This is a genomic window from Priestia sp. FSL W8-0524 (assembly GCF_038005965.1).
GTDB lineage: Bacteria > Bacillota > Bacilli > Bacillales > Bacillaceae_H > Priestia > Priestia zanthoxyli.
The window spans coordinates 1,737,908-1,757,278 of record NZ_JBBOUG010000001.1; the positions used below are offsets into that span (position 1 = coordinate 1,737,908).

Consider the following 19,371-nt stretch of genomic DNA (forward strand, 5'->3'; position numbering starts at 1 on the left):
AAGAAGTGAAAAATAATTGGATAATGAAACAAACGTGGAAAGATTTACTGTTTATTCATTGGCCTGTAGATCCGGCATTTTTGGCTTCTTTATTGCCGAGTCAGTTAGAGCCTGACACCTATAATGGTCAAGCGTGGATTGCGCTTGTGCCTTTTACGATGACAGACATTCGATTCAAAGGAACGCCCGCCGTGCCCATCTTTTCACGGCTATATGAGCTAAATGTGCGTACCTATGTTACATATAAAGGGGAAAAAGGCGTTTATTTTTTTAGTTTAGACGCAAGCAATCCACTAGGAGTATGGATTGCTCGTCAGTTTTTTCACTTGCCTTATTACCACGCTGCTATGACATTCAACAAAACTCAGAACTATATTTCTTTTCAGTCAGTTCGAACGCACAGAGACTCAAAAAAAGAGCGAGTAAAGCTTACATATAGAGGTACTTCTCCGTCCTATCGCAGTAGAAAAGGAGAATTAGCTCATTGGCTTACAGAGCGCTATTGCTTATTTACCACTCATCAAGGAAATGTCTACAGAGGAGACCTTTATCATGATCCTTGGGAGCTGCAAAAAGGAGAGTGTGAAATAAGAGATGATTCTATCACTCAGCCTTTTTTGCGTCCGGCGGACTATCATAATTTAACTGTACACTACGCAAAGAAAGTAACTGCTTATTTTTACCCGTTTAAGAAAGTATAGGCATCAAAATAAAATTAAAAAATCTTCATAGCCTTCTTCTTTAAGCTTCTCTTTTGGAATAAAGCGAAGAGCCGCAGAATTTACTTGATAGTATTCGCTGTTTTCTTCTGTTAAAAGTAAACCAAGATAGTTATCTCCTTCTTTGCTTTTTAGCGCTGTTGAATGCTGAGCCGGCACTTTTTTTATGTTTCCGTATAAGATAGGACGCTTAAAAATGGGCCAGCCTGTATGAGAAGGAAGCTGATCTGACGTTTTGAACAGTGCTTCTCCAGTTAGAAGGTCAACGTAAATTCCTTTTTTTTTGTTATTCCAATATAAATTTGTAAAAGGGGGTTCGGTTCCGTTTTCCTGCGTAACAAAATATTGCATAGGCGTTAGGCACTTTTTAAGGTAAGAGCGGTCCTTGGGCCAATGCTGCGTCAGAAAATCAGTTCGCCCCGAGCCTTCTTTGTATAATTTATAGTGAAATGCATTTTTTCGATAATAATCCTGCTGCTGTTCTTCTGCTTCGTAAAAAGAAGAAAAAGGTAAAATAGGTGTGACGATAGGGTTCTTAAAACGTCCGCTTTGGGCGAGCTTTCTTTTAGAATCGAGAGCCACTTCTTTTTGCTTTTCGTTATGATAAAAAATAATGGCTCGATACGATGGTCCGCGGTCTGAAAACTGTCCGGCGGAATCCGTAGGGTCAATTTGCTGCCAATACAGGTTAAGCAGCTCTTCAAACGTAATTTGAGAAGGATCCCATACAATTTGCACGGCCTCTACGTACTCGCTTTCCTGTTTAGCTTCAGAAGCGATTTGTTCATCTCTAGCGTAGCCCGAGCGGATACTAATGATTCCTGTAAGCTGATCAAAAGGAGCGACCATGCACCAAAAGCATCCTCCTGCAAACGTTGCATATTCTTTCATGTTACTTTCCTCTTTTCGTTGAATAAAATAAATGAAAATATATTTATATATTAAAATGTATAAACAAACAGAAAGCGCTTTATAACGAGTCTTGTAAGAAAGCACACTCTTATGGTATTATGACCACTGGATAAAAGAAAGATGGCTTATTGTTTACGCGAGTATCCTTATTTTATGTTCTTAAAAAGATGCAGTTTATTGTTTAAGTACTCATAGAAATACATACGTTGGAGCAGTAAGAGGAACAATTAAAAAATAAGGACGTTTTGCTCTTAAACGATACCACATTCCAGAATCTACATACCAGTTTAGGAGGAGCTAGTTTGAACACAACCCGTTTACCATCTATGTGGGAAATAATGATTGTGCTTGCTTTATTTTTAGCTGTTGTTATTTCGTTTGCAACTGTTTTTGATTTACCTATTCAGCTCGCTTTATTTATTTCATGGTTTATTGTTATGGCGCTAGGAGTACGACTTGGGTATACGTATAATCAGCTGCAAGGGGCCATTACAAGAGGAATATCAAACGGCTTAGAAGCTATTTTAATTTTATTAGCCGTCGGTACGTTAATTGGAACATGGATTGCCGGAGGAGTTGTTCCTTCTCTTATTTATTTTGGATTAGAGTTTATTAATCCAACATTCTTTTTACTTGCTACACTGATCATTTGCTCTATTACCTCGATTTCAACAGGAACATCTTGGGGAACGGTTGGTACAGCCGGAATCGCGATGATGGGAATCGGACAAGGCTTAGGTATGCCGCTTCCTTTAGTAGCTGGAGCCGTGATTTCAGGAGCTTATTTTGGAGACAAGCTTTCTCCTCTTTCTGATAGTACCATTTTATCTGCGTCAATGGCCCGAGTGAACGTTATCGATCACGTAAAAGCAATGTTAGTATTGGATATTCCTGCTTATCTCATTACGGCAGTATTATTTACGGTAACAGGGTTTATGTATGGGGGAAAAGATTTTGATGCTGGACGGGTAGAAGAATTAAAATCTTCGCTGTTGGATACATTTCACATCAGCGGGTGGATGCTGATTCCGGCTTTGGCTGTCATTGTCCTTTTAGCATTAAAGAAACCTTCTCTTCCAGCAATTGCGGTTGGTTCATTATTAGGAATTATATGGGCAGTTGTCTTTCAACATATGGATGTGGCGAGCGCATTTAATACGGCTTATGAAGGGTTTAAAATTAATACCGACAACACATTTTTAAGTGAGCTATTAAATCGTGGCGGAATTTTAAGCATGGTCGGTTCTATTATTGTCATTATTTTTGGCCTAGGATTTGGCGGGTTATTAGATGAGCTCGGCGTCTTAGAAGTCCTGCTATCTAAATTTGAAAAAATTCTTGTCAATTCAGGAAACGTTACGGCTTCTACTATTTTCGTTGGATTATTAGGAAATATATTTGGTTGTGCGATGTATGTTTCATTAATTTTAACACCGAAAATTATGGAGAAAAGTTATGATAAGTTAAGAATACAGCGTCTAGTGCTTGCCCGTAACTCAGAAGTAGGGGGAACCTTAACTTCTGGAATGGTTCCGTGGACGGATAACGGTGTATTTCTAGCTACAACGCTTGGGATTTCTACATTCGCTTATCTGCCGTTTATGTGGCTCAGTTTTGTCTCTATTATTTTGGCGATTGTTTACGGATATACGGGGAAATTCATTTGGTACGTAAAAGAAGAAAAACAGCGTTCTGCCATAGCAAAATAAAAGAGGCTGGGACAAAAGAGTTTTAGTTGAAGAAAAATCCGAACGATGAATTGAGATTCTTAATGAAGAATCAACTTCGTTCGGATTTTTTCATTTGTATGATAAACGTAGGTTTCATGTATTTCGTTTCTTCTAGCTGTTGATCGAATTGATTTAGTTATGTCTCGAGTTCTTTTTGATCAAATCATTTCTGGGTATTCGATTTTCCAGTGAACATTTTGAAGGTAAAGCTGAACATCCGCCTTTTTTTTCTGCTGCAGAAGTTTTAGAATATGGCGGTGATGTTCATTCATTACGCGTAAAATGGCGTATAGCTCTTTTTTGTCATCGCTAAAGTACGTTTGTCTGATGAATCCGTCTTGTAAAGACATAAGCTGTTCTTTTAAGGTCACATTATCGCATCGGTTCAAATATACTCGATGAAAATATGTTTGATATTTTTGATAATCCTGATAATTTTCTGATTCAATCGAAACATCGATTTTTTTAATAAGCTCATCCATCTTCGTAAAATCTTCTTCAGTTAAGTGATCAATCGACAAGGCAGCTGCCAGACCATCTAAAGCACCGACGATTTCAAACACTTCTAGTTTTTTGTGTGTATCAATTTCCTTTACAGTAAACCCTCTGCGCGGTCTGTATTCTAATAGGTTGTCTGAAGCTAATTTAATAAGCGCTTCTCTTACAGGCGTTCGGCTGACATTCAGCTGAGAACAAATGCTGGCTTCATTTATTTTGTCGTTAGGCAGCAGTGTACCTTCTTGAATTTGACTTGCTATGTAGTTATATACATGATCTTTTAATGAATGATAAATCATAGGCCCCTTGTTCATTGTTTCCCCCTAAAATAAATATCGCATCAGCTGTTCTTTCTCTTCATGTCATGGTGATGAAAGAGTATAAAAATAGCAAGAAAGAACGTACAGGTGTAAAAATAATCATATCATATCACTTCATTTAATCTTAGTTAGAATATAAAAAAATAGAATTATTGAAATATTTTTTACTATTCATTGTTGTAAAAAATCTGAAAAATGATATAATCGTAAAAAGATTTAAGAAGTGTATATTGTATACAGTATACAAAATTCGTACATATCGAAGAAATAGAGCCTATTCCTGAAGAGAAGAGACTATAGAGAATATGTAAAAAAACCAAGTTTTTGGATGGGTTTACTATAAAAAGGAGGTACATAATGGGTGAGAATACAACATCTATGAATCAGTTACAAAGAAAAATGAAAAGCCGTCATTTATTTATGATTTCCCTTGGCGGTGTTATCGGTACGGGGTTGTTTCTTAATTCTGGCTATACAATTAATGCAGCAGGTCCTGGGGGAACGCTCCTTGCTTATTTAATCGGTGGATTAATTATGTATTTAGTCATGATATGTCTAGGGGAACTAAGCGTAGCAATGCCTGTGTCAGGATCATTTCAAGTATACGCTACAAAGTTTATAGGGCCGGGAACTGGTTTTGCGGTGGGCTGGCTCTACTGGCTGACTTGGGTAGTATCTGTCGGTTCGGAGTTTACAGCGTCTGGGCTGCTTATGCAAAGATGGTTTCCTGACGTTTCGGTTTGGATATGGAGCGCGCTGTTTGCTCTTTTATTATTTGGTTTAAATGCAACATCTGTACGTTTTTTCGGCGAAACAGAATTTTGGTTTTCAAGTATTAAAGTATTAACGATTATTGTATTTATTATTTTAGGCGCAGCAGCGATGTTTGGATTCATTCCCCTTAGCGGTCATGAAAAAGCGCCGATGCTTTCTCATTTTACAGGAGAGGGCGGTTTATTTCCAAATGGACTTATGCCTGTATTAATTACGATGGTTTCCGTAAGTTTTGCTTTTTCAGGAACAGAATTAATTGGTATTACGGCGGGAGAAACCGAAGATCCAGAAAAGAACATACCTCGAGCCATTAAAAATATCATTTGGCGTACATTCTTCTTCTTTATCGGCGCCATGTTTGTACTATCTGGGTTGATCTCATGGAAACAAGCAGGAGTGTTAGAAAGTCCTTTTGTGACGGTGTTTGATCAAATAGGTATTCCTTATGCAGCAGATATTATGAACTTGGTTATTTTAACAGCTTTACTATCAAACGCTAATGCAGGCTTATATGCATGCTCGAGAATGCTCTGGTCATTATCCGATCAAAAAATGGTTAGCAGCTGGTTAGGGAAAGTAACGTCTAAAGGAGTTCCATTTAATTCGTTGCTTATCAGCATGGGAGTGGCTTGTCTGTCCTTGCTGTCAAGCGTGGTTGCACCAACTACTGTTTACTTAGTATTAGTTTCTATTTCTGGATTTGCGGTGGTAGCTGTATGGATGGCTATTGCAGCTTCTCATTTTATGTTCAGAAGACGCTATATTAAAGAAGGAAATGATGCATCAAAGCTTGTTTACAAAGCTCCTTTATATCCTCTCGTTCCTATCTTAGCATTCGTTTTATGCTTTGCTGCTTGTGTAGGACTTGCTTTTGATAAGAGTCAGCGTATCGCATTATACTGCGGTATCCCATTTGTCCTTTTTTGTTATCTGTTTTATTATTTAAAAAGTAAAAAAGAAAACGGAAAAGATGACAGTCAGCCTATAGCAAAATAAAAAGCAGAAGACCTAGGTCTTCTGCTTTTTTTTGCATACAAAAACACCCTATCCATCCGTACTGGTTAAGTGTCCCGCAACAAGCGAAATTGAATTGGATAGGGTGCGTATCTATATAGTAGAGAAAGAGGCGCCATTTGTCAAACTTATTTAGCGGCGCCTTATTTAAAAATAGAAAAAAGAAAAGTTTTCACTGTTTTTTCATTTTCACTATGTATAGTAAGGGATGTAAAGAAAAGATATTCGCAGCAGCACGTCGTACAAATCCATAGAACGTAAAAGAAAGGAGGAAGTCAAATGGCTAAGCGGGATGCGTATTTTGATAACGTGAAATTTATCTTAATTGTACTGGTAGTGTTTGGCCATTTGTTAACTCCCTTCATTAATGATGAACAGTGGTTACGAACACTCTACATATTTATTTATACTTTTCATATGCCAGCGTTTATTTTAATAAGCGGATATTTTGCAAAAGGATACCGAAAGAAAGGATATATGTGGAAGATGGCGAAGAAAGTATTACTTCCTTATATTATCTTTCAACTTATCTATGCGGTATATGATTATAAACTGTATGATGAATCGTCATTTGAAGTTTCAGTATTTCAGCCAGCTTGGTCACTGTGGTTTTTACTAAGTTTATTTTGTTGGAATGCGATGCTGTTCATTTTTACAAAGATCAAATATCCTTTAGCCGTCGCGGCAGTTTTAGGAATTATGATTGGCTTATGTGAACCGCTAGAAACAACGTTAAGTCTTTCTAGAACATTTGTATTCTTCCCCTTCTTCTTAGCAGGGTTTTATATGAAAAAAGAACATTTTAAAAAGTTGACGTCTGTTTCTTGTAAGAAAATAGCTGGAGGCACATTGCTCATTATTGCTCTGTGGATCCAGTACGTAGCACCGGATTTTGAGAAGGAGTGGCTATTTGGTTCAAAATCTTATGCCTCCTTAGGTGTAAATCAAGTAGAGGGAATGATCATTCGTACACTATTTTATAGCATCAGCTTAGCAATGACGGTTTCCTTTTTAGCTTTGACCCCTACACAGACGATGTCTTTTACATCTCGAGGTGCTCAAACCTTTTATGTGTATTTGCTACATGGATTTCTGATTAAATATATTCGCTTATCTTCTTTTGGAGACTGGATAGAAAGTGTACAAGGATACAGCATTCTTTTGATTGGAGCTTGTGGAGTGGCGTGGCTGTTGTCGAGTAAATACGTATCTACGATTGCAAGGCCTTTAATTGAGCTTAAACCGTTACCAACGCGCAAAAGTTTAAGTTTAGGTAAGTAATGAGAAATGGAAAAGGAGTTTAATGATGTCTAAAAACAAAATAATTATGATTATCGCAGCCGTTGTCATTATTGCTGCAGTAGCTATTGGTGCCGTAGCAATGAATAAATCAAAGGTAGTTGCTACCGTTGGTGATGAAAAAATCACAAAAGATCAGCTGTATGATGCTCTTCTTGCTCAAGGAGGATCAAGCGTCCTTGATTCACTAATCGAACAAAAAGTCATTTCAAAAGAAGCAGCTAAACAAAATATTAAAGTAACCGATAAAGAAATTAATGCTGAATTAGAAAACCTTAAAAGTCAGTACGGTGGAGAAGATGCACTAAATCAAGCATTAGCATCTAGCGGTGTAAAATTGTCAGAGCTGAAAAAAGATTTAAAGACGAATATTGAAGCAAAAAAAATGGTCGAGTCGACTATTAATATTAAAGATAGTGAAATGAAATCGTACTTTAATCAAAATAAAGATTCACTAGCTACAGAAGCACAGGTAAAAGCTAGTCATATCTTAGTAGCAGACGAAAAAACAGCAAAAGAAGTAAAGGCAAAGCTTGATAAAGGAGAAGATTTTGCAAAGCTAGCAAAAGAATATTCAACGGATACAGCTTCTAAATCAGATGGCGGAAACCTTGGATACTTCAAAAAAGGCGATATGGTCGAAGCTTTTGCCAACAAAGCATTTTCAATGAAGGTAAATGAAGTAAGTGATCCTGTTAAAACAGAATACGGTTACCATATTATTAAAGTAACAGGCAAAAAAGAAGCCCAAAAAGCAACATATGAAAACAGCAAAGCAAAAATCAAGCAAACGCTGCTTGATCAAAAATACCAAACAGAGTATCCAACATGGTTACAAAAGCTAAAGAAAAAGTATGATATTACAAACAAACTTGATTCATAAATAATACCTTAACGAAATGAGGGGATGGATATGAAACAAACAGCGTCTTATAGCAAATTAGAAAAAATCGTCGAACAATTGAAGCACAGAGGTGTACGAGCTGAAATATGCCGGCGTGTTGTAAAGGTCACAGAAACTGTTAATGGATCAAATCCTTCATATTCAAATCAAATCGTTAGTCATTCATAAAAGTACAAAAGACGCGAACGGCTGAACAGCAGTTTGCTCTCGTTCTTAATACAGGTAGGGAAAATTAAAATGAAAAGAGATCAGTAGAGGCAGCTTGTTTCTGCTGATTCTTTTTGTATAATAAAGTAAACAAAAGGATGCAGGGAAATAAATGTATCAAACGAAGGAAGGAGTTACGCAAAATGAACGTACTGCTAGCAGAAGATGATTTGCAGCTAGGTGAATTAGTTAGTTATATGCTGAAGAAAAAAGGAGGCTATAACGTCGAATGGGTGACGGAAGGGAATGATGCATATGACTATGCATCTGAAGCACATTATGATGTGTTAATTCTTGACTGGATGATGCCCAATGGAGACGGAATCGATGTATGTAAACGTCTAAGAAAAGAAGGATACGCCGGGGCCATTCTTATGTTAACAGCAAAAGATGCGGTTCAAGATCGTATACAAGGCTTAGATGCGGGAGCGGATGATTACGTTATTAAGCCATTTGAAATTGACGAGCTGCTTGCAAGGCTTCGCGCTTTGGCTCGTCGTAATTATGCACCAATTTTAGAAGAAGAAGTAGAGATTGCCAGCATGATATTAAAAAGAGCAAGTCAAACCGTGCAGTTTGACGAGGAGTTTATTCAATTAAGTCCTCGTGAATTTCAACTGCTAGATTTTTTAGTAAAAAACAAAGGACAAGTTCTTTCCCGGGATATTATTTTAGACAGGGTATGGGGATATGAATCAGATGTTTCGATTAAAACGATTGATGCGACGGTTAAACTTTTGCGAAAAAAACTAGAGAAATTTAACAAACAGGATCTTATTCAAAGCATTCGCGGAGTAGGCTACAAAATTGAAAGCTAAACTTCTTACGAGGGCTAAACAGAAAGTAAAACAAAAAGTAAAGCAAGATTTATTCAGCCAGACGCAAAATCGTTTAACATTCCGATACAGCGCATTGCTAATGCTGTTTCTGCTTTTATTCGTATTTATTGTTTATGCATTGGTGTATGTGGTTGTATCCAATAGTCAGCAGCAAAACTTAAATAGCATGTTAAAACAAGAGTCTCGAATTGTCCAAAGCATCTTAATTAAACAAGCGGTAAACAGTTCGAATCAACAGTCGAAAGAAGAGTATAAAAACATTGTCGTAGCCGGTGAAGACCAGTTTTTTTATTATGTCATCAGTCCTGAAGGGGACCTTATTATGGGCAACGAAGCGAGTGAGCGTCTTCGCTCTAACTTGTTAGATTTAATTGATGGATGGATCCCTATTGAAAACGAAGTGCGAAAAGAACGAATAAAAGCCCCGCGTCCTAGTTTTGAGCACATCGAAGGAGTAAAAGGGCAAAACGGGGAAGGCAAAATAGATATTGATTTAATGATGGCGGGGGAACCTATTTTTTATAAAGGCCAATTTTTAGGGATGCTTTATATTGGAAAAGACGTTTCGTTTCTTTATCAGCTGTTAAAGTGGCTCCTCATTATTATGCTGAGCCTTACGGTACTGTTTGTAGGAGTAGCCATTTATATCAGCCGCTTAATGTCAAAACGTGCCATGGTCCCAATTGAAACAGCTTTCCAAAAGCAAAAAGAATTTGTGGCGGATGCATCCCATGAGCTAAGGACACCGCTTAGCGTTATGCTTTCTTCTATCAACGCTTTAGAAATGCAGGAGGAAGTAACAGAAGATCCCTTCTCTAAAAAATTAATTAATAATATGAAAGCTGAAGTGAAGCGGATGACGAGTCTCGTCAGTGATTTACTTACGCTTGCACGCTCAGACTCTAATAAAGTAGAAAAAGCAATGATGCCATTTGATATTACAGATGCTGTACAAAAGGTAATGGAATCGGTTGAAACTCTAGCGATTTCTAAACATATTGATTTGCAGCTGGATACGCCTGAAAAATTAGTTGTAACTGGAGATCAAGAGCGTCTCACTCAGCTGATTTACATTTTGTTAGACAATGCGATTAAATATACGACTCCTCATGGAAGTGTAAACATTCAAGTGGTTCAGCACGGGAGTGAATGTACATTAAAAGTACGTGATACAGGGGTTGGAATTCATCCCGACGAAAAGGATCGAATCTTCGACCGCTTTTATCGTGCTGATAAATCCCGATCCCGTCAAATGGGAGGTCACGGGCTAGGCCTAGCAATCGCTAAATGGATCGTAGAAACACATAAAGGCAAAATTGATGTAGAAAGTGAACAAGAAAAAGGAAGTACATTTACAGTAAGGTTGCCAATGTCACAAAAAGTAAAAAAGAGTTAAAAGAGACTGTGACAAAATTAGTTGAAGGAAGATCCGAACGAGTTTGATTCTTGATGGAGAATCAAACTCGTTCGGATTTTTTTATGGTTAGAGTGGAGGTAGGTTTCGTTTATCCAATTTGTTCGTCCGTTGATTTAGTTATGTCTCCATCTCTTTTCAGTTAGTGAAAGTGACCAAATGAAAAAGAAAAGTTTAGACAAAATGGCGAATGAAAAAATCAGATAATTCAGTTATATTAACTGACGTAATAATCAGTCTGTGTGTCAGGGTTCTTTACAATGATAAAGACTTTTTAAAGGAAACAGTGCATGATAGAACAATAGCAGACTACTTCGTTTAACAAAAAGATGAAGTAAGTAAAGGGGGAGTTTGATAATATGTACGATTTAATTATTCGGGATGGTTCGGTCGTATTAGAAGACGAAATAGTAAAAGCGGACATAGGTGTTAAAAAAGGAAAGATTGCAGAAATAGCGCAAGGTGTTAGCATACCAGCAAAAAAATACGTAGATGCTAAAGGCAAATATGTTCTGCCTGGAATGATTGATATTCATGTGCATTTTGATGAACCGAGCCGAGACCATTGGGAAGGGTTTGACTACGGTTCAGCATCTATGGCCGCAGGAGGCTGCACTACATATTTTGATATGCCTTTAAACGGCGTTCCTCCTACCGTAACAGAAGCAGCGCTGTGGGAAAAGAAAAAGCTGGCTGATCAAAAGTCAGTAGTAGATTACGGTCTATGGGGAGGGTTGGTTCCTGGTAATAAAGAAGAATTAGCCAAAATGGCTCATTCGGGTGTAATAGGTTTTAAAGCATTTATGTCAGAAGCAGGTTCTGAATTTGATTTCTCAGATGACCTCACATTATACGAAGGAATGAAAGAGATTGCAAAACTAAATAAAGTGCTTGCCCTGCATGCTGAAAGAAATGACTTAATACAAAAGCTTGAACAGGCTAAACAGAATCAAAAGCAAACGGCTATTAAAGATTATTTAGAAACGCGACCGGTTGTAGCAGAAGTAAACGCAGTAAAGCAAGCGCTTGAGTACGGTGAAGAAACGGGATGTCCGCTTCACTTTGTACACATTAGCAGCTATGAAGCAGTGCAGCTTATTACGGAAGCAAAGAAGAATGGAATGAACGTTACGCTGGAAACTTGTCCGCATTATTTACTTTTTACAGAGGAAGACTTTGAAGAAATTGGCGTAACGGCTAAGTGTGCACCTCCTCTTCGCAGCAGGAGTCAAAAAGAAAAATTATGGGCATGTATTCAATCAGAAGAAGTAGATATGATTTCTTCGGATCATTCTCCTTGCCCGATTGAGTTAAAAACAGTTCATCAGAATGATTTATTTAAAGTTTGGGGTGGAATATCAGGCGGTCAGTACTCTTTGCAAGCAATGATTAGTGAAGGAGCGATCACTAGAGGGATTTCTCTTTCTCACATTTCAAAGCTTGTATCAACCAATCCAGCTAAACGATTCGGCTTATATCCCAAAAAAGGAAGCATTTTGCTAGGAGCCGATGCGGATTTGGTTATCGTTGATCTGGATCAAACTGAAAAAGTGACAAAAGAAGGAATGGTTTTCAAACATAAGCACAGTATATATGAAGGAACGGTATTTAATAGCGTTATTTTAACTACCATTAATAGAGGAACGATTGTATACACTAAAGAAGAAGGTGTGTTTCCTCTTCACAAAGGACAAATGGTAAATGGTGAATACGTAAAATTGTAGGCACAGTGAAAAAAGAGATGAAAAATAAACCTTTTATCTCTTTTTTTACATAAAAAAATGAGGATGACTTATATTAAAAGTATTACATAGGTGAAAAAAGAGTATCTACTATAACAAAAGAGACATTTTTAAAGAAGGTTTTATTATTTTAAAAAAGTATATTTTTGATTGAGGGAAGCATAATTTAAAAAGAATAAAGCTTCTTTTTAAATATAAAGAAAAATTCCCCAAAAAGAAAAATATTATCTGGTTGTATGAAAAGTAGATAATCAGATGCTTTGTAATCAAGGGTTTTGTATAAAAAAATTTTCAAAAAGATATTTCAAGAAAAGAAATCTTGATTTAAAGCTTTTTATAGGTGCAATTTTATAACGAAAAACCGTATATTATGCACTCATTGTAAAATTCTGATATTGACAGAATCATTTTATAAGAATAAAATTTTCTTGTTTCTATTTTTTTATATCATCATAATTTTTTGACAGTTTTGTCTATGATGGTTTACGGTTGAAAGAGAGGTTAAGGAATATGTCGGTAGAGAGAGAAAAAGTGTATGAAACAGTTCCTCAAAAAGGATTCTTCGGACATCCTAAAGGTTTATTTACCTTGTTCTTTACAGAATTCTGGGAGCGTTTTTCATACTATGGAATGCGTGCGCTACTTGTATTGTACATGTACGATACAATTGCAAACGGTGGATTAGGAATGGAACAAGGAACCGCTTTAGCGATCTTTTCTATTTATGGTTCCCTTGTTTATATGTCTGGAATTATTGGCGGTTGGATTGCAGACCGCATTTTAGGTACGTCTAATACGGTGTTTTACGGCGGTATATTTATTATGCTCGGACATCTAGTGCTTGCGTTGCCAGCAGGTGTAACAGCGCTGTTTATTTCAATGTTCTTGATTATCATCGGAACAGGTTTATTAAAACCAAACGTTTCAAGCGTTGTGGGCGATATGTATAGCCCGACTGATAACCGTCGAGATGCTGGATTTAGTATCTTCTATATGGGTGTAAATGCTGGAGCATTTATCGCGCCGCTAGTTGTTTCAACAGTAGGTGAAAAGTATAACTATCACTTAGGTTTTGGAATCGCGGCAGTAGGAATGCTTTTAGGCCTAATCGTATTTATGGCTACACGAGGTAAAAACCTAGGGCGTGCAGGTAGACAAGTTCCAAACCCTTTAAAACCAGAAGAGCGCAAAAAAGTTTTTGGTACTATTGCACTTGCTGTAGTTGTACTTGCTATCTTTATTGTACTGACTTCTTTAGCAGGTATTTTAACAGTTGAAGGCGTTATTTTATTTGTAAGTATTTTAGCGATTGTTATTCCTATTATTTACTTTGTGGTTATGTATAAGAGTCCCAAGACAACAGCTGATGAGCGTTCACGCGTATTAGCTTATATCCCTCTTTTTGTTTCTGGAGTAATGTTCTGGGCAATTCAAGAGCAGGGGTCAACAATTTTAGCAACGTATGCAAAAGATCATACACAGCTAACTTATGGCGGCTTTAAAATTCCAGTTGGCTGGTTCCAATCGTTAAATCCGTTATTCATTATTATATTTGCCCCAGTTTTTGCAGCAATTTGGGTGAAATTAGGAAACAGACAGCCTTCTACACCAAAGAAGTTTTCATTAGGACTATTATTTGCAGGGCTTTCTTTCCTTGTCATGGTTATCCCGGCTAGTATTCATGGAAATGAAACATTAGCGAGCCCGCTATGGCTAGTGCTAAGCTTCTTCTTAGTTGTAGTTGGAGAGCTTTGTTTATCACCAGTAGGGCTATCAACTACAACAAAACTAGCACCTGCAGCGTTTTCTGCTCAAACGATGAGTTTGTGGTTCCTAACAAGCGCAGCGGCACAGGCAATCAATGCTCAGCTTGTTCAATATTATGAAAACATTTCGCAAGTTGTTTATTTCGCTGCATTGGGCGGAGTTTCGGTCATTTTAGGGGTAATTGTACTAATGATTTCGCCAAAAATTCAGCGTTTAATGAAAGGTGTTCAATAAAAAAACCGTCCTTAAGGACGGTTTTTTATGATTTATTTGAAAAAATATTCATGAAGGAGGCGTAGGTCTGATCGTCTTCACCCTCATAGAACGCAAGATTTAAAAGTCTGTTAAGTTCGTTTGTTGATTTTTCAGTTTCTGCAATAATTTGATGCATATGAGCAATCTTAGACATGGATCCGTTACCATGAGCATTTTTGATTTGATTTAATGTTAAATGAAGCGATAAGACCTCTCGGCGAAGAGCTTGTCTTAATTCAGAAGAAGCAGGGATAAAAAAGCGTTTATAAAAATAACTGGCTTCTTCAAACACCAATTCTCCATTTTCTAGCTCTTTAGCCGCAATTTCTTTAATCTCTTGATCGTCTAATCGACTGGCCGCCTCTTCGATAAGAAATCCAAAAATAATAGCTGTATCTGGTTTTAACATATAATAACCTCCATTATTATAAAAAAGAACTATGTAGTTTATATGTATAGATAGAAAGGAAAGAATATTCATAGTAATTCACTAATCAGCATAGACAAAAAAATAAAAAATATTCTTTTATAAGCAAACTAAAATTATTTCAAAATAAATTTTTTATAATTAAACATTTTTTCCATATTAAAGGATTATTTTGACTTTCCAAAAGAGATGAATAGAATAAATAGGGTTCTTAATACCTATATAAAAAGAAAATTAATAAAAGATAGTTAATTCAGAAATTTCAACCTCTTTATAATTAAAAAATTGCTCTACTAAAATAGTTGACAGCAGAAATAGATAGGCATAAAATATACTATTGTCAAATGAATTAGCATGCTATTCATAAAAAGTTAACGGACATTTGAATAATATGTAATATCCATATAAGATGTTAATCACTTAAATCTAACCAACTTGTATGCTTGTCATACAAGTCTACAGAAAGGAAGATAGTCGTATGCGCAACGTATTTTTTGCAGATAATGAAACAATCGAAACGACTTTACGTGGGAAAGAAATTTTAGGAGCTCCAATGTTAAACAAAGGGGTAGCTTTTACAAAAGAAGAGCGTAAAACGTTAGGATTGGAAGGTTTACTTCCTCCAATGACTTTAACTTTAGATGAGCAAGCAAAACGTGCATATGAGCAATTTTTAGCTCAGCCAGATAACCTTGGTAAGAATGTATATTTAAACGATTTACAAAACCGTAATGCTGTATTATTTTATCGTTTATTGCAAGATCACTTGAAAGAAATGCTTCCTGTTGTTTATACACCAACAGTTGGACAAGCAATCCAAGAATACAGCCATGAATATCGCCGTCCGGGTGGCGTATACTTGTCAATCGATAATGTAGAGGGTATTGAAGAAGCTCTTAAAAATATCGATGCAAATAGTGAAGATATTGATTTAATGGTTATTACGGATTCAGAAAGTATTTTAGGAATTGGCGACTGGGGCGTTGGCGGTATTAATATTGCTATCGGTAAATTAGCCGTATACACAGCTGCAGCAGGAATCGATCCAAGCAGAGTACTTCCAGTTGTTCTTGACGTAGGAACAAACAACGAAAAATTATTAAATGATCCTTTATATATCGGAAACCGTCATGAACGTATCCGCGGTGAGCGCTATGATCATTTCGTGGACCAATTTATTTCAAAATCTCTTGAAATATTCCCTAACGCACTGTTACACTGGGAAGACTTTGGTAATGTAAATGCTCGTAACATTATTAACAAGTACGGAAAAGAAATTCTAACGTTTAATGATGATATTCAAGGAACAGGTGCTGTAACGCTTGCAGCTATTTTCTCAGCAGTTCAAGTGTCTAAAATGCCACTTCGTGACCACCGTGTTTTAATCTTTGGACCGGGTACAGCAGGTATCGGTATTGCAGATCAAGTTCGTGACGCAATGGTATTAGACGGTATTACAGAAGAAGAAGCATACAAAAACTTCTGGGCTGTTGATTTCCGAGGCCTTTTAACAGATGACATGGACGACTTATTAGGTTTCCAAACGCCTTATGCACGAAAAGCAGAAGAAGTGAAGGACTGGAACCGTGAAGAAGACAAAATTTCTCTTTTAGAAGTTGTCAGACAAGTTAAACCGACGATCTTAATTGGTACGTCTGGTGTAGCAGGTGCATTCTCAGAAGAAATCGTAAAAGAAATGGCGAAGCATGTAGAACGCCCAGCTATTTTACCGATGTCAAATCCAACTCCGCTTGCGGAAGCTACTCCTGAAAACCTATTAAATTGGACAGAAGGAAAAGCACTTGTAGCGACTGGAAGTCCGTTTGAACCAGTTAACTACGATGGTGTGGAATATGAAATTGGTCAATCTAATAATGCTTTTGTTTTCCCTGGTCTTGGTCTTGGATCAATCGTGGTAAAAGCAGAAGTTATTACAGACAGCATGTTCGCAGCATGTGCACACGCTGTAGCTCAAATGGTAGACAGCAGCAAACCGGGTGCTTCATTACTACCACGCGTAGAAGAATTACGTGAAGTATCATATAACGTTGCTTTAGCGGTTGCTAACGCAGCAATTAAAGATGGCGTTGCAAAAGAAGTTCCAACAGATGTTAAAGCGGCAGTAAAAGCAGCAATGTGGGAACCAACATACAAAGAAATTAAAGCTTTAGAAACAGTAAATGCTTAATTTTTAGATAGAAAAAGCACAGCTTCTGAAAAAAGAAGCTGTGCTTTTTTTAGTTACAAAAAGAATTCTTAAGTTACATAACGTATATAGTTTTTTTAAACTTGTGTATGATTCTCTATATTAGAACCACAGGGGGTTATGAGATGAATACAGCACGTAAATTGGAAACGTTTACTCAAGATTCACAGCCTGAAAATAAGGGTTTTTGGAACCGAATCAACAATATTAAAGTAGGAGTTATTCCTCTACCGCTATACGTTTTACTTGCATTAATTGTATATGGCGCGGCCGTTTACAACGAACTTCCTCCAGATATGATTGGCGGATTTGCGATTATTATGGTAATGGGAATGCTGCTTGGTGATTTAGGATTAAAAATTCCGATTTTAAAAGATATTGGCGGACCAGCTATTTTATCACTGCTTGTACCTTCCGTATTAGTTTTTTATAATGTTTTAAATCCCGCGTCTATGGAAGCGGTAACAACTTTGATGAAAACATCAAACTTTTTATACCTTTATATTTCTTGTTTAGTAGCCGGAAGTATTCTGGGCATGAACCGTAAAGTTTTAATTCAAGGCTTTACACGTATGTTCGTACCGCTTGTGTTAGGTACGCTAGCCGCTGTAGCTGCAGGCGTAGCCGTTGGGATGTTATTTGGTTACGGAGCAAAACATACATTTTTCTATATTGTTGTACCAATCATTGGAGGAGGAATTGGTGAAGGTATTTTACCGCTTTCACTTGCTTATTCTCAAATTTTAGGTAGTTCAGCAGAATCTTTTGTGTCGCAAATGATTCCAGCTGCTGTTATTGGAAACATCGTTGCTATCGTATGTGCTGGCTTAATGAAACGTCTAGGAGAGAAAAAGCCAGAATTAACAGGTAATGGAGTTCTTGTGAAGACAAAAGGCGGAGATGGCATCTCAGAAGATACAAATATCAAGAAACCAGTAGATTTTTCGTTAATGGGCGCAGGTCTTTTAATTGCATGTAGTTTCTTTATTTTCGGAGGCTTAGCACATAAGTTTTTAGGGATTCCAGGTCCAGTTTTAATGATCGTAGCGGCAACGCTAGTCAAATGTTTACAAGTAATGCCTGCTAAGATGGAGCAAGGTGCTTACCATATGTACAAATTCATTTCTACGAGCTTGACATGGCCGTTAATGGTAGGCCTAGGAATTTTGTATATTCCTCTTGAAGATGTAGTGAAAATTGTGACACCAGGTTATGTAGTCGTATGTGCAGCAGTTGTTATGGCTATGGTAGCAACCGGTTATTTTGTAGGTAAAATGATGAAAATGCATCCGGTGGATGCAGCAATTGTAACCGGCTGTCACAGCGGTTTAGGAGGTACGGGAGACGTAGCGATTTTATCAGCTTCCAACCGTATGTCACTTATGCCATTTGCTCAAGTAGCAACAAGACTTGGAGGCGCTTCCACTGTTATTTTAGCTACGCTTCTTATGAAACTTTTAGGAGTATAAAATCAAAACAAAAAAGCAGCTCGGTTCGTACGAGCTGCTTTTTTTGTCTTATGAAACACTAACAGGTTTTAAGATGAATTCTTCCACAACTTTTGCCACACCGTCGTTCATGTTTGTATCTGTTACGTGGTTGGCTTTTTCTTTAATATCTTCAGGAGCATTTCCCATTGCTACGCCAAGTCCAGCAAATTCAATCATGGCAAGATCATTATAACTGTCGCCAATAGCAATCACTTCATCGCGTGTAATGCCAAGCTGCTGAATTAATAAATGTAAGCTTGTCCCTTTTGTGACACCTTCTTCTGTGAATTCAAGGAAGTATGGTTTAGAGCGCATTACGCTTAGCTCTCCTTGAAGCTGCTTTTGAAGTTTCTTTTCAACGTGAACCAGCATTTCCGGTTCTGCAAGCATGAGTACTTTTACAACAGGTTCTGTAACGGCATCAGTAAAAGATGAAACAACACGGATCGGCAGACCTGTAATGTCACTTTCAATATCCGTAAATTTATTTTCTACTTCTGTTATAATTTCATCTCCAACGTACGTATGAATTAAAACTCCTTCTTCGCGGCTAATATCGTCGAGACGTGCAGCGGTTCTCGGAGATAATGTGCTGCTAAATAGCTCTTCATTTGTTAAGCAATTAATAATTTTCGCCCCGTTAAACGATAAAATAAAGCTTCCGTACTTTTCTAACTCCAGTTCTTTGGCGATGTGAACCATTCCGTAAGTTGGTCGGCCAGAAGCAAGTACAACTTTTACTCCCGATTCTTGCGCCTTCATTAATGCTTCTTTTGTGCGGGGAGAAATAGTGTGATCATCGCATAATAGTGTATCATCCAAATCTAAAACAATCATTTTGTAAGGCATAATTT

The 19,371-nt window shown here is 37.2% G+C and carries 16 protein-coding genes; 12 read left to right on the top strand and 4 right to left on the bottom strand.

Annotated features, from left to right (window positions below; genetic code table 11):
- Positions 1 to 5 precede the first annotated feature (5 nt).
- Positions 6 to 701 (top strand): YqjF family protein, encoded by a 696-nt coding sequence (locus NST66_RS08695; protein ID WP_028413608.1) that lies wholly within the window; start codon positions 6 to 8, stop codon positions 699 to 701.
- Between the two features lie 3 nt (positions 702 to 704).
- Here NST66_RS08695 and msrA read toward each other — a convergent pair whose 3' ends face one another.
- Positions 705 to 1,610 carry a peptide-methionine (S)-S-oxide reductase MsrA gene (gene msrA, locus NST66_RS08700; protein WP_049164255.1) on the bottom strand — a complete coding sequence of 302 codons (906 nt, stop codon included), beginning with the start codon at positions 1,608 to 1,610 and terminating at the stop codon, positions 705 to 707.
- A 323-nt stretch (positions 1,611 to 1,933) separates the two neighbouring features.
- On the opposite strand from msrA, the gene nhaC reads away from it, so the two are divergent.
- Positions 1,934 to 3,340 carry a Na+/H+ antiporter NhaC gene (nhaC, locus tag NST66_RS08705; protein ID WP_028413606.1) on the top strand — a complete coding sequence of 469 codons (1,407 nt, stop codon included), beginning with the start codon at positions 1,934 to 1,936 and terminating at the stop codon, positions 3,338 to 3,340.
- A 179-nt stretch (positions 3,341 to 3,519) separates the two neighbouring features.
- Here nhaC and NST66_RS08710 read toward each other — a convergent pair whose 3' ends face one another.
- Positions 3,520 to 4,173 (bottom strand): GntR family transcriptional regulator, encoded by a 654-nt coding sequence (locus NST66_RS08710; RefSeq protein WP_034269276.1) that lies wholly within the window; start codon positions 4,171 to 4,173, stop codon positions 3,520 to 3,522.
- A gap of 363 nt (positions 4,174 to 4,536) precedes the next feature.
- On the opposite strand from NST66_RS08710, the gene NST66_RS08715 reads away from it, so the two are divergent.
- From NST66_RS08715 to NST66_RS08750, 8 genes are all read left to right on the top strand, one after another.
- Complete coding sequence (locus NST66_RS08715) at positions 4,537 to 5,949, top strand: amino acid permease (RefSeq protein ID WP_340843268.1); 1,413 nt, start codon at positions 4,537 to 4,539, stop codon at positions 5,947 to 5,949.
- A gap of 297 nt (positions 5,950 to 6,246) precedes the next feature.
- Positions 6,247 to 7,248, top strand: coding sequence for an acyltransferase family protein (locus NST66_RS08720; protein WP_028413603.1), 1,002 nt, complete (start codon positions 6,247 to 6,249; stop codon positions 7,246 to 7,248).
- 25 nt (positions 7,249 to 7,273) lie between these two features.
- Complete coding sequence (locus NST66_RS08725) at positions 7,274 to 8,149, top strand: peptidylprolyl isomerase (RefSeq protein ID WP_033578796.1); 876 nt, start codon at positions 7,274 to 7,276, stop codon at positions 8,147 to 8,149.
- 30 nt (positions 8,150 to 8,179) lie between these two features.
- Entirely contained in the window at positions 8,180 to 8,338 is a 159-nt protein-coding gene (locus NST66_RS08730) for a hypothetical protein (protein ID WP_155017217.1), read from the top strand.
- Between the two features lie 182 nt (positions 8,339 to 8,520).
- A complete protein-coding gene (locus NST66_RS08735; RefSeq protein ID WP_028413601.1) occupies positions 8,521 to 9,195 on the top strand; it encodes a response regulator transcription factor in 675 nt (224 codons plus the stop codon).
- Positions 9,185 to 10,612, top strand: coding sequence for a sensor histidine kinase (locus NST66_RS08740; RefSeq protein WP_028413600.1), 1,428 nt, complete (start codon positions 9,185 to 9,187; stop codon positions 10,610 to 10,612). The genes NST66_RS08735 and NST66_RS08740 overlap by 11 nt, the downstream gene beginning before the upstream one ends.
- Before the next feature lie 377 nt (positions 10,613 to 10,989).
- Positions 10,990 to 12,354, top strand: coding sequence for an allantoinase (locus tag NST66_RS08745; protein WP_155008170.1), 1,365 nt, complete (start codon positions 10,990 to 10,992; stop codon positions 12,352 to 12,354).
- A 528-nt stretch (positions 12,355 to 12,882) separates the two neighbouring features.
- The gene (locus tag NST66_RS08750; protein WP_014460405.1) at positions 12,883 to 14,373 is read left to right on the top strand and encodes a peptide MFS transporter; all 1,491 of its coding nucleotides are present in this window, start codon (positions 12,883 to 12,885) and stop codon (positions 14,371 to 14,373) included.
- A 25-nt stretch (positions 14,374 to 14,398) separates the two neighbouring features.
- On the opposite strand, the gene NST66_RS08755 is transcribed toward NST66_RS08750, so the two are convergent.
- Complete coding sequence (locus NST66_RS08755; RefSeq protein ID WP_013056760.1) at positions 14,399 to 14,803, bottom strand: hypothetical protein; 405 nt, start codon at positions 14,801 to 14,803, stop codon at positions 14,399 to 14,401.
- A 496-nt stretch (positions 14,804 to 15,299) separates the two neighbouring features.
- On the opposite strand from NST66_RS08755, the gene NST66_RS08760 reads away from it, so the two are divergent.
- Both NST66_RS08760 and NST66_RS08765 read left to right on the top strand, forming a co-directional pair.
- Positions 15,300 to 17,009 (top strand): NAD-dependent malic enzyme, encoded by a 1,710-nt coding sequence (locus tag NST66_RS08760; protein ID WP_153253854.1) that lies wholly within the window; start codon positions 15,300 to 15,302, stop codon positions 17,007 to 17,009.
- Positions 17,010 to 17,152: 143 nt separating this feature from the next.
- Positions 17,153 to 18,496 carry a 2-hydroxycarboxylate transporter family protein gene (locus tag NST66_RS08765; RefSeq protein WP_028413595.1) on the top strand — a complete coding sequence of 448 codons (1,344 nt, stop codon included), beginning with the start codon at positions 17,153 to 17,155 and terminating at the stop codon, positions 18,494 to 18,496.
- Between the two features lie 48 nt (positions 18,497 to 18,544).
- Here the strand turns inward: NST66_RS08765 and NST66_RS08770 are convergent, their stop codons facing one another.
- Entirely contained in the window at positions 18,545 to 19,366 is an 822-nt protein-coding gene (locus NST66_RS08770) for a Cof-type HAD-IIB family hydrolase (RefSeq protein WP_176344154.1), read from the bottom strand.
- Positions 19,367 to 19,371 lie beyond the last annotated feature (5 nt).

What these genes read in the sequence shown, in the direction of transcription:
- NST66_RS08760 (WP_153253854.1), top strand. Translation starts at nt 15,300, where the DNA reads ATGCGCAACGTATTTTTTGCAGATAATGAAACAATCGAAACGACTTTA.
- NST66_RS08710 (WP_034269276.1), bottom strand. Translation starts at nt 4,173, where the DNA reads ATGAACAAGGGGCCTATGATTTATCATTCATTAAAAGATCATGTATAT.
- msrA (WP_049164255.1), bottom strand. Translation starts at nt 1,610, where the DNA reads ATGAAAGAATATGCAACGTTTGCAGGAGGATGCTTTTGGTGCATGGTC.
- NST66_RS08730 (WP_155017217.1), top strand. Translation starts at nt 8,180, where the DNA reads ATGAAACAAACAGCGTCTTATAGCAAATTAGAAAAAATCGTCGAACAA.
- NST66_RS08770 (WP_176344154.1), bottom strand. Translation starts at nt 19,366, where the DNA reads ATGCCTTACAAAATGATTGTTTTAGATTTGGATGATACACTATTATGC.
- NST66_RS08745 (WP_155008170.1), top strand. Translation starts at nt 10,990, where the DNA reads ATGTACGATTTAATTATTCGGGATGGTTCGGTCGTATTAGAAGACGAA.
- NST66_RS08720 (WP_028413603.1), top strand. Translation starts at nt 6,247, where the DNA reads ATGGCTAAGCGGGATGCGTATTTTGATAACGTGAAATTTATCTTAATT.
- NST66_RS08750 (WP_014460405.1), top strand. Translation starts at nt 12,883, where the DNA reads ATGTCGGTAGAGAGAGAAAAAGTGTATGAAACAGTTCCTCAAAAAGGA.
- NST66_RS08765 (WP_028413595.1), top strand. Translation starts at nt 17,153, where the DNA reads ATGAATACAGCACGTAAATTGGAAACGTTTACTCAAGATTCACAGCCT.
- NST66_RS08735 (WP_028413601.1), top strand. Translation starts at nt 8,521, where the DNA reads ATGAACGTACTGCTAGCAGAAGATGATTTGCAGCTAGGTGAATTAGTT.
- NST66_RS08755 (WP_013056760.1), bottom strand. Translation starts at nt 14,803, where the DNA reads ATGTTAAAACCAGATACAGCTATTATTTTTGGATTTCTTATCGAAGAG.
- NST66_RS08715 (WP_340843268.1), top strand. Translation starts at nt 4,537, where the DNA reads ATGGGTGAGAATACAACATCTATGAATCAGTTACAAAGAAAAATGAAA.
- NST66_RS08725 (WP_033578796.1), top strand. Translation starts at nt 7,274, where the DNA reads ATGTCTAAAAACAAAATAATTATGATTATCGCAGCCGTTGTCATTATT.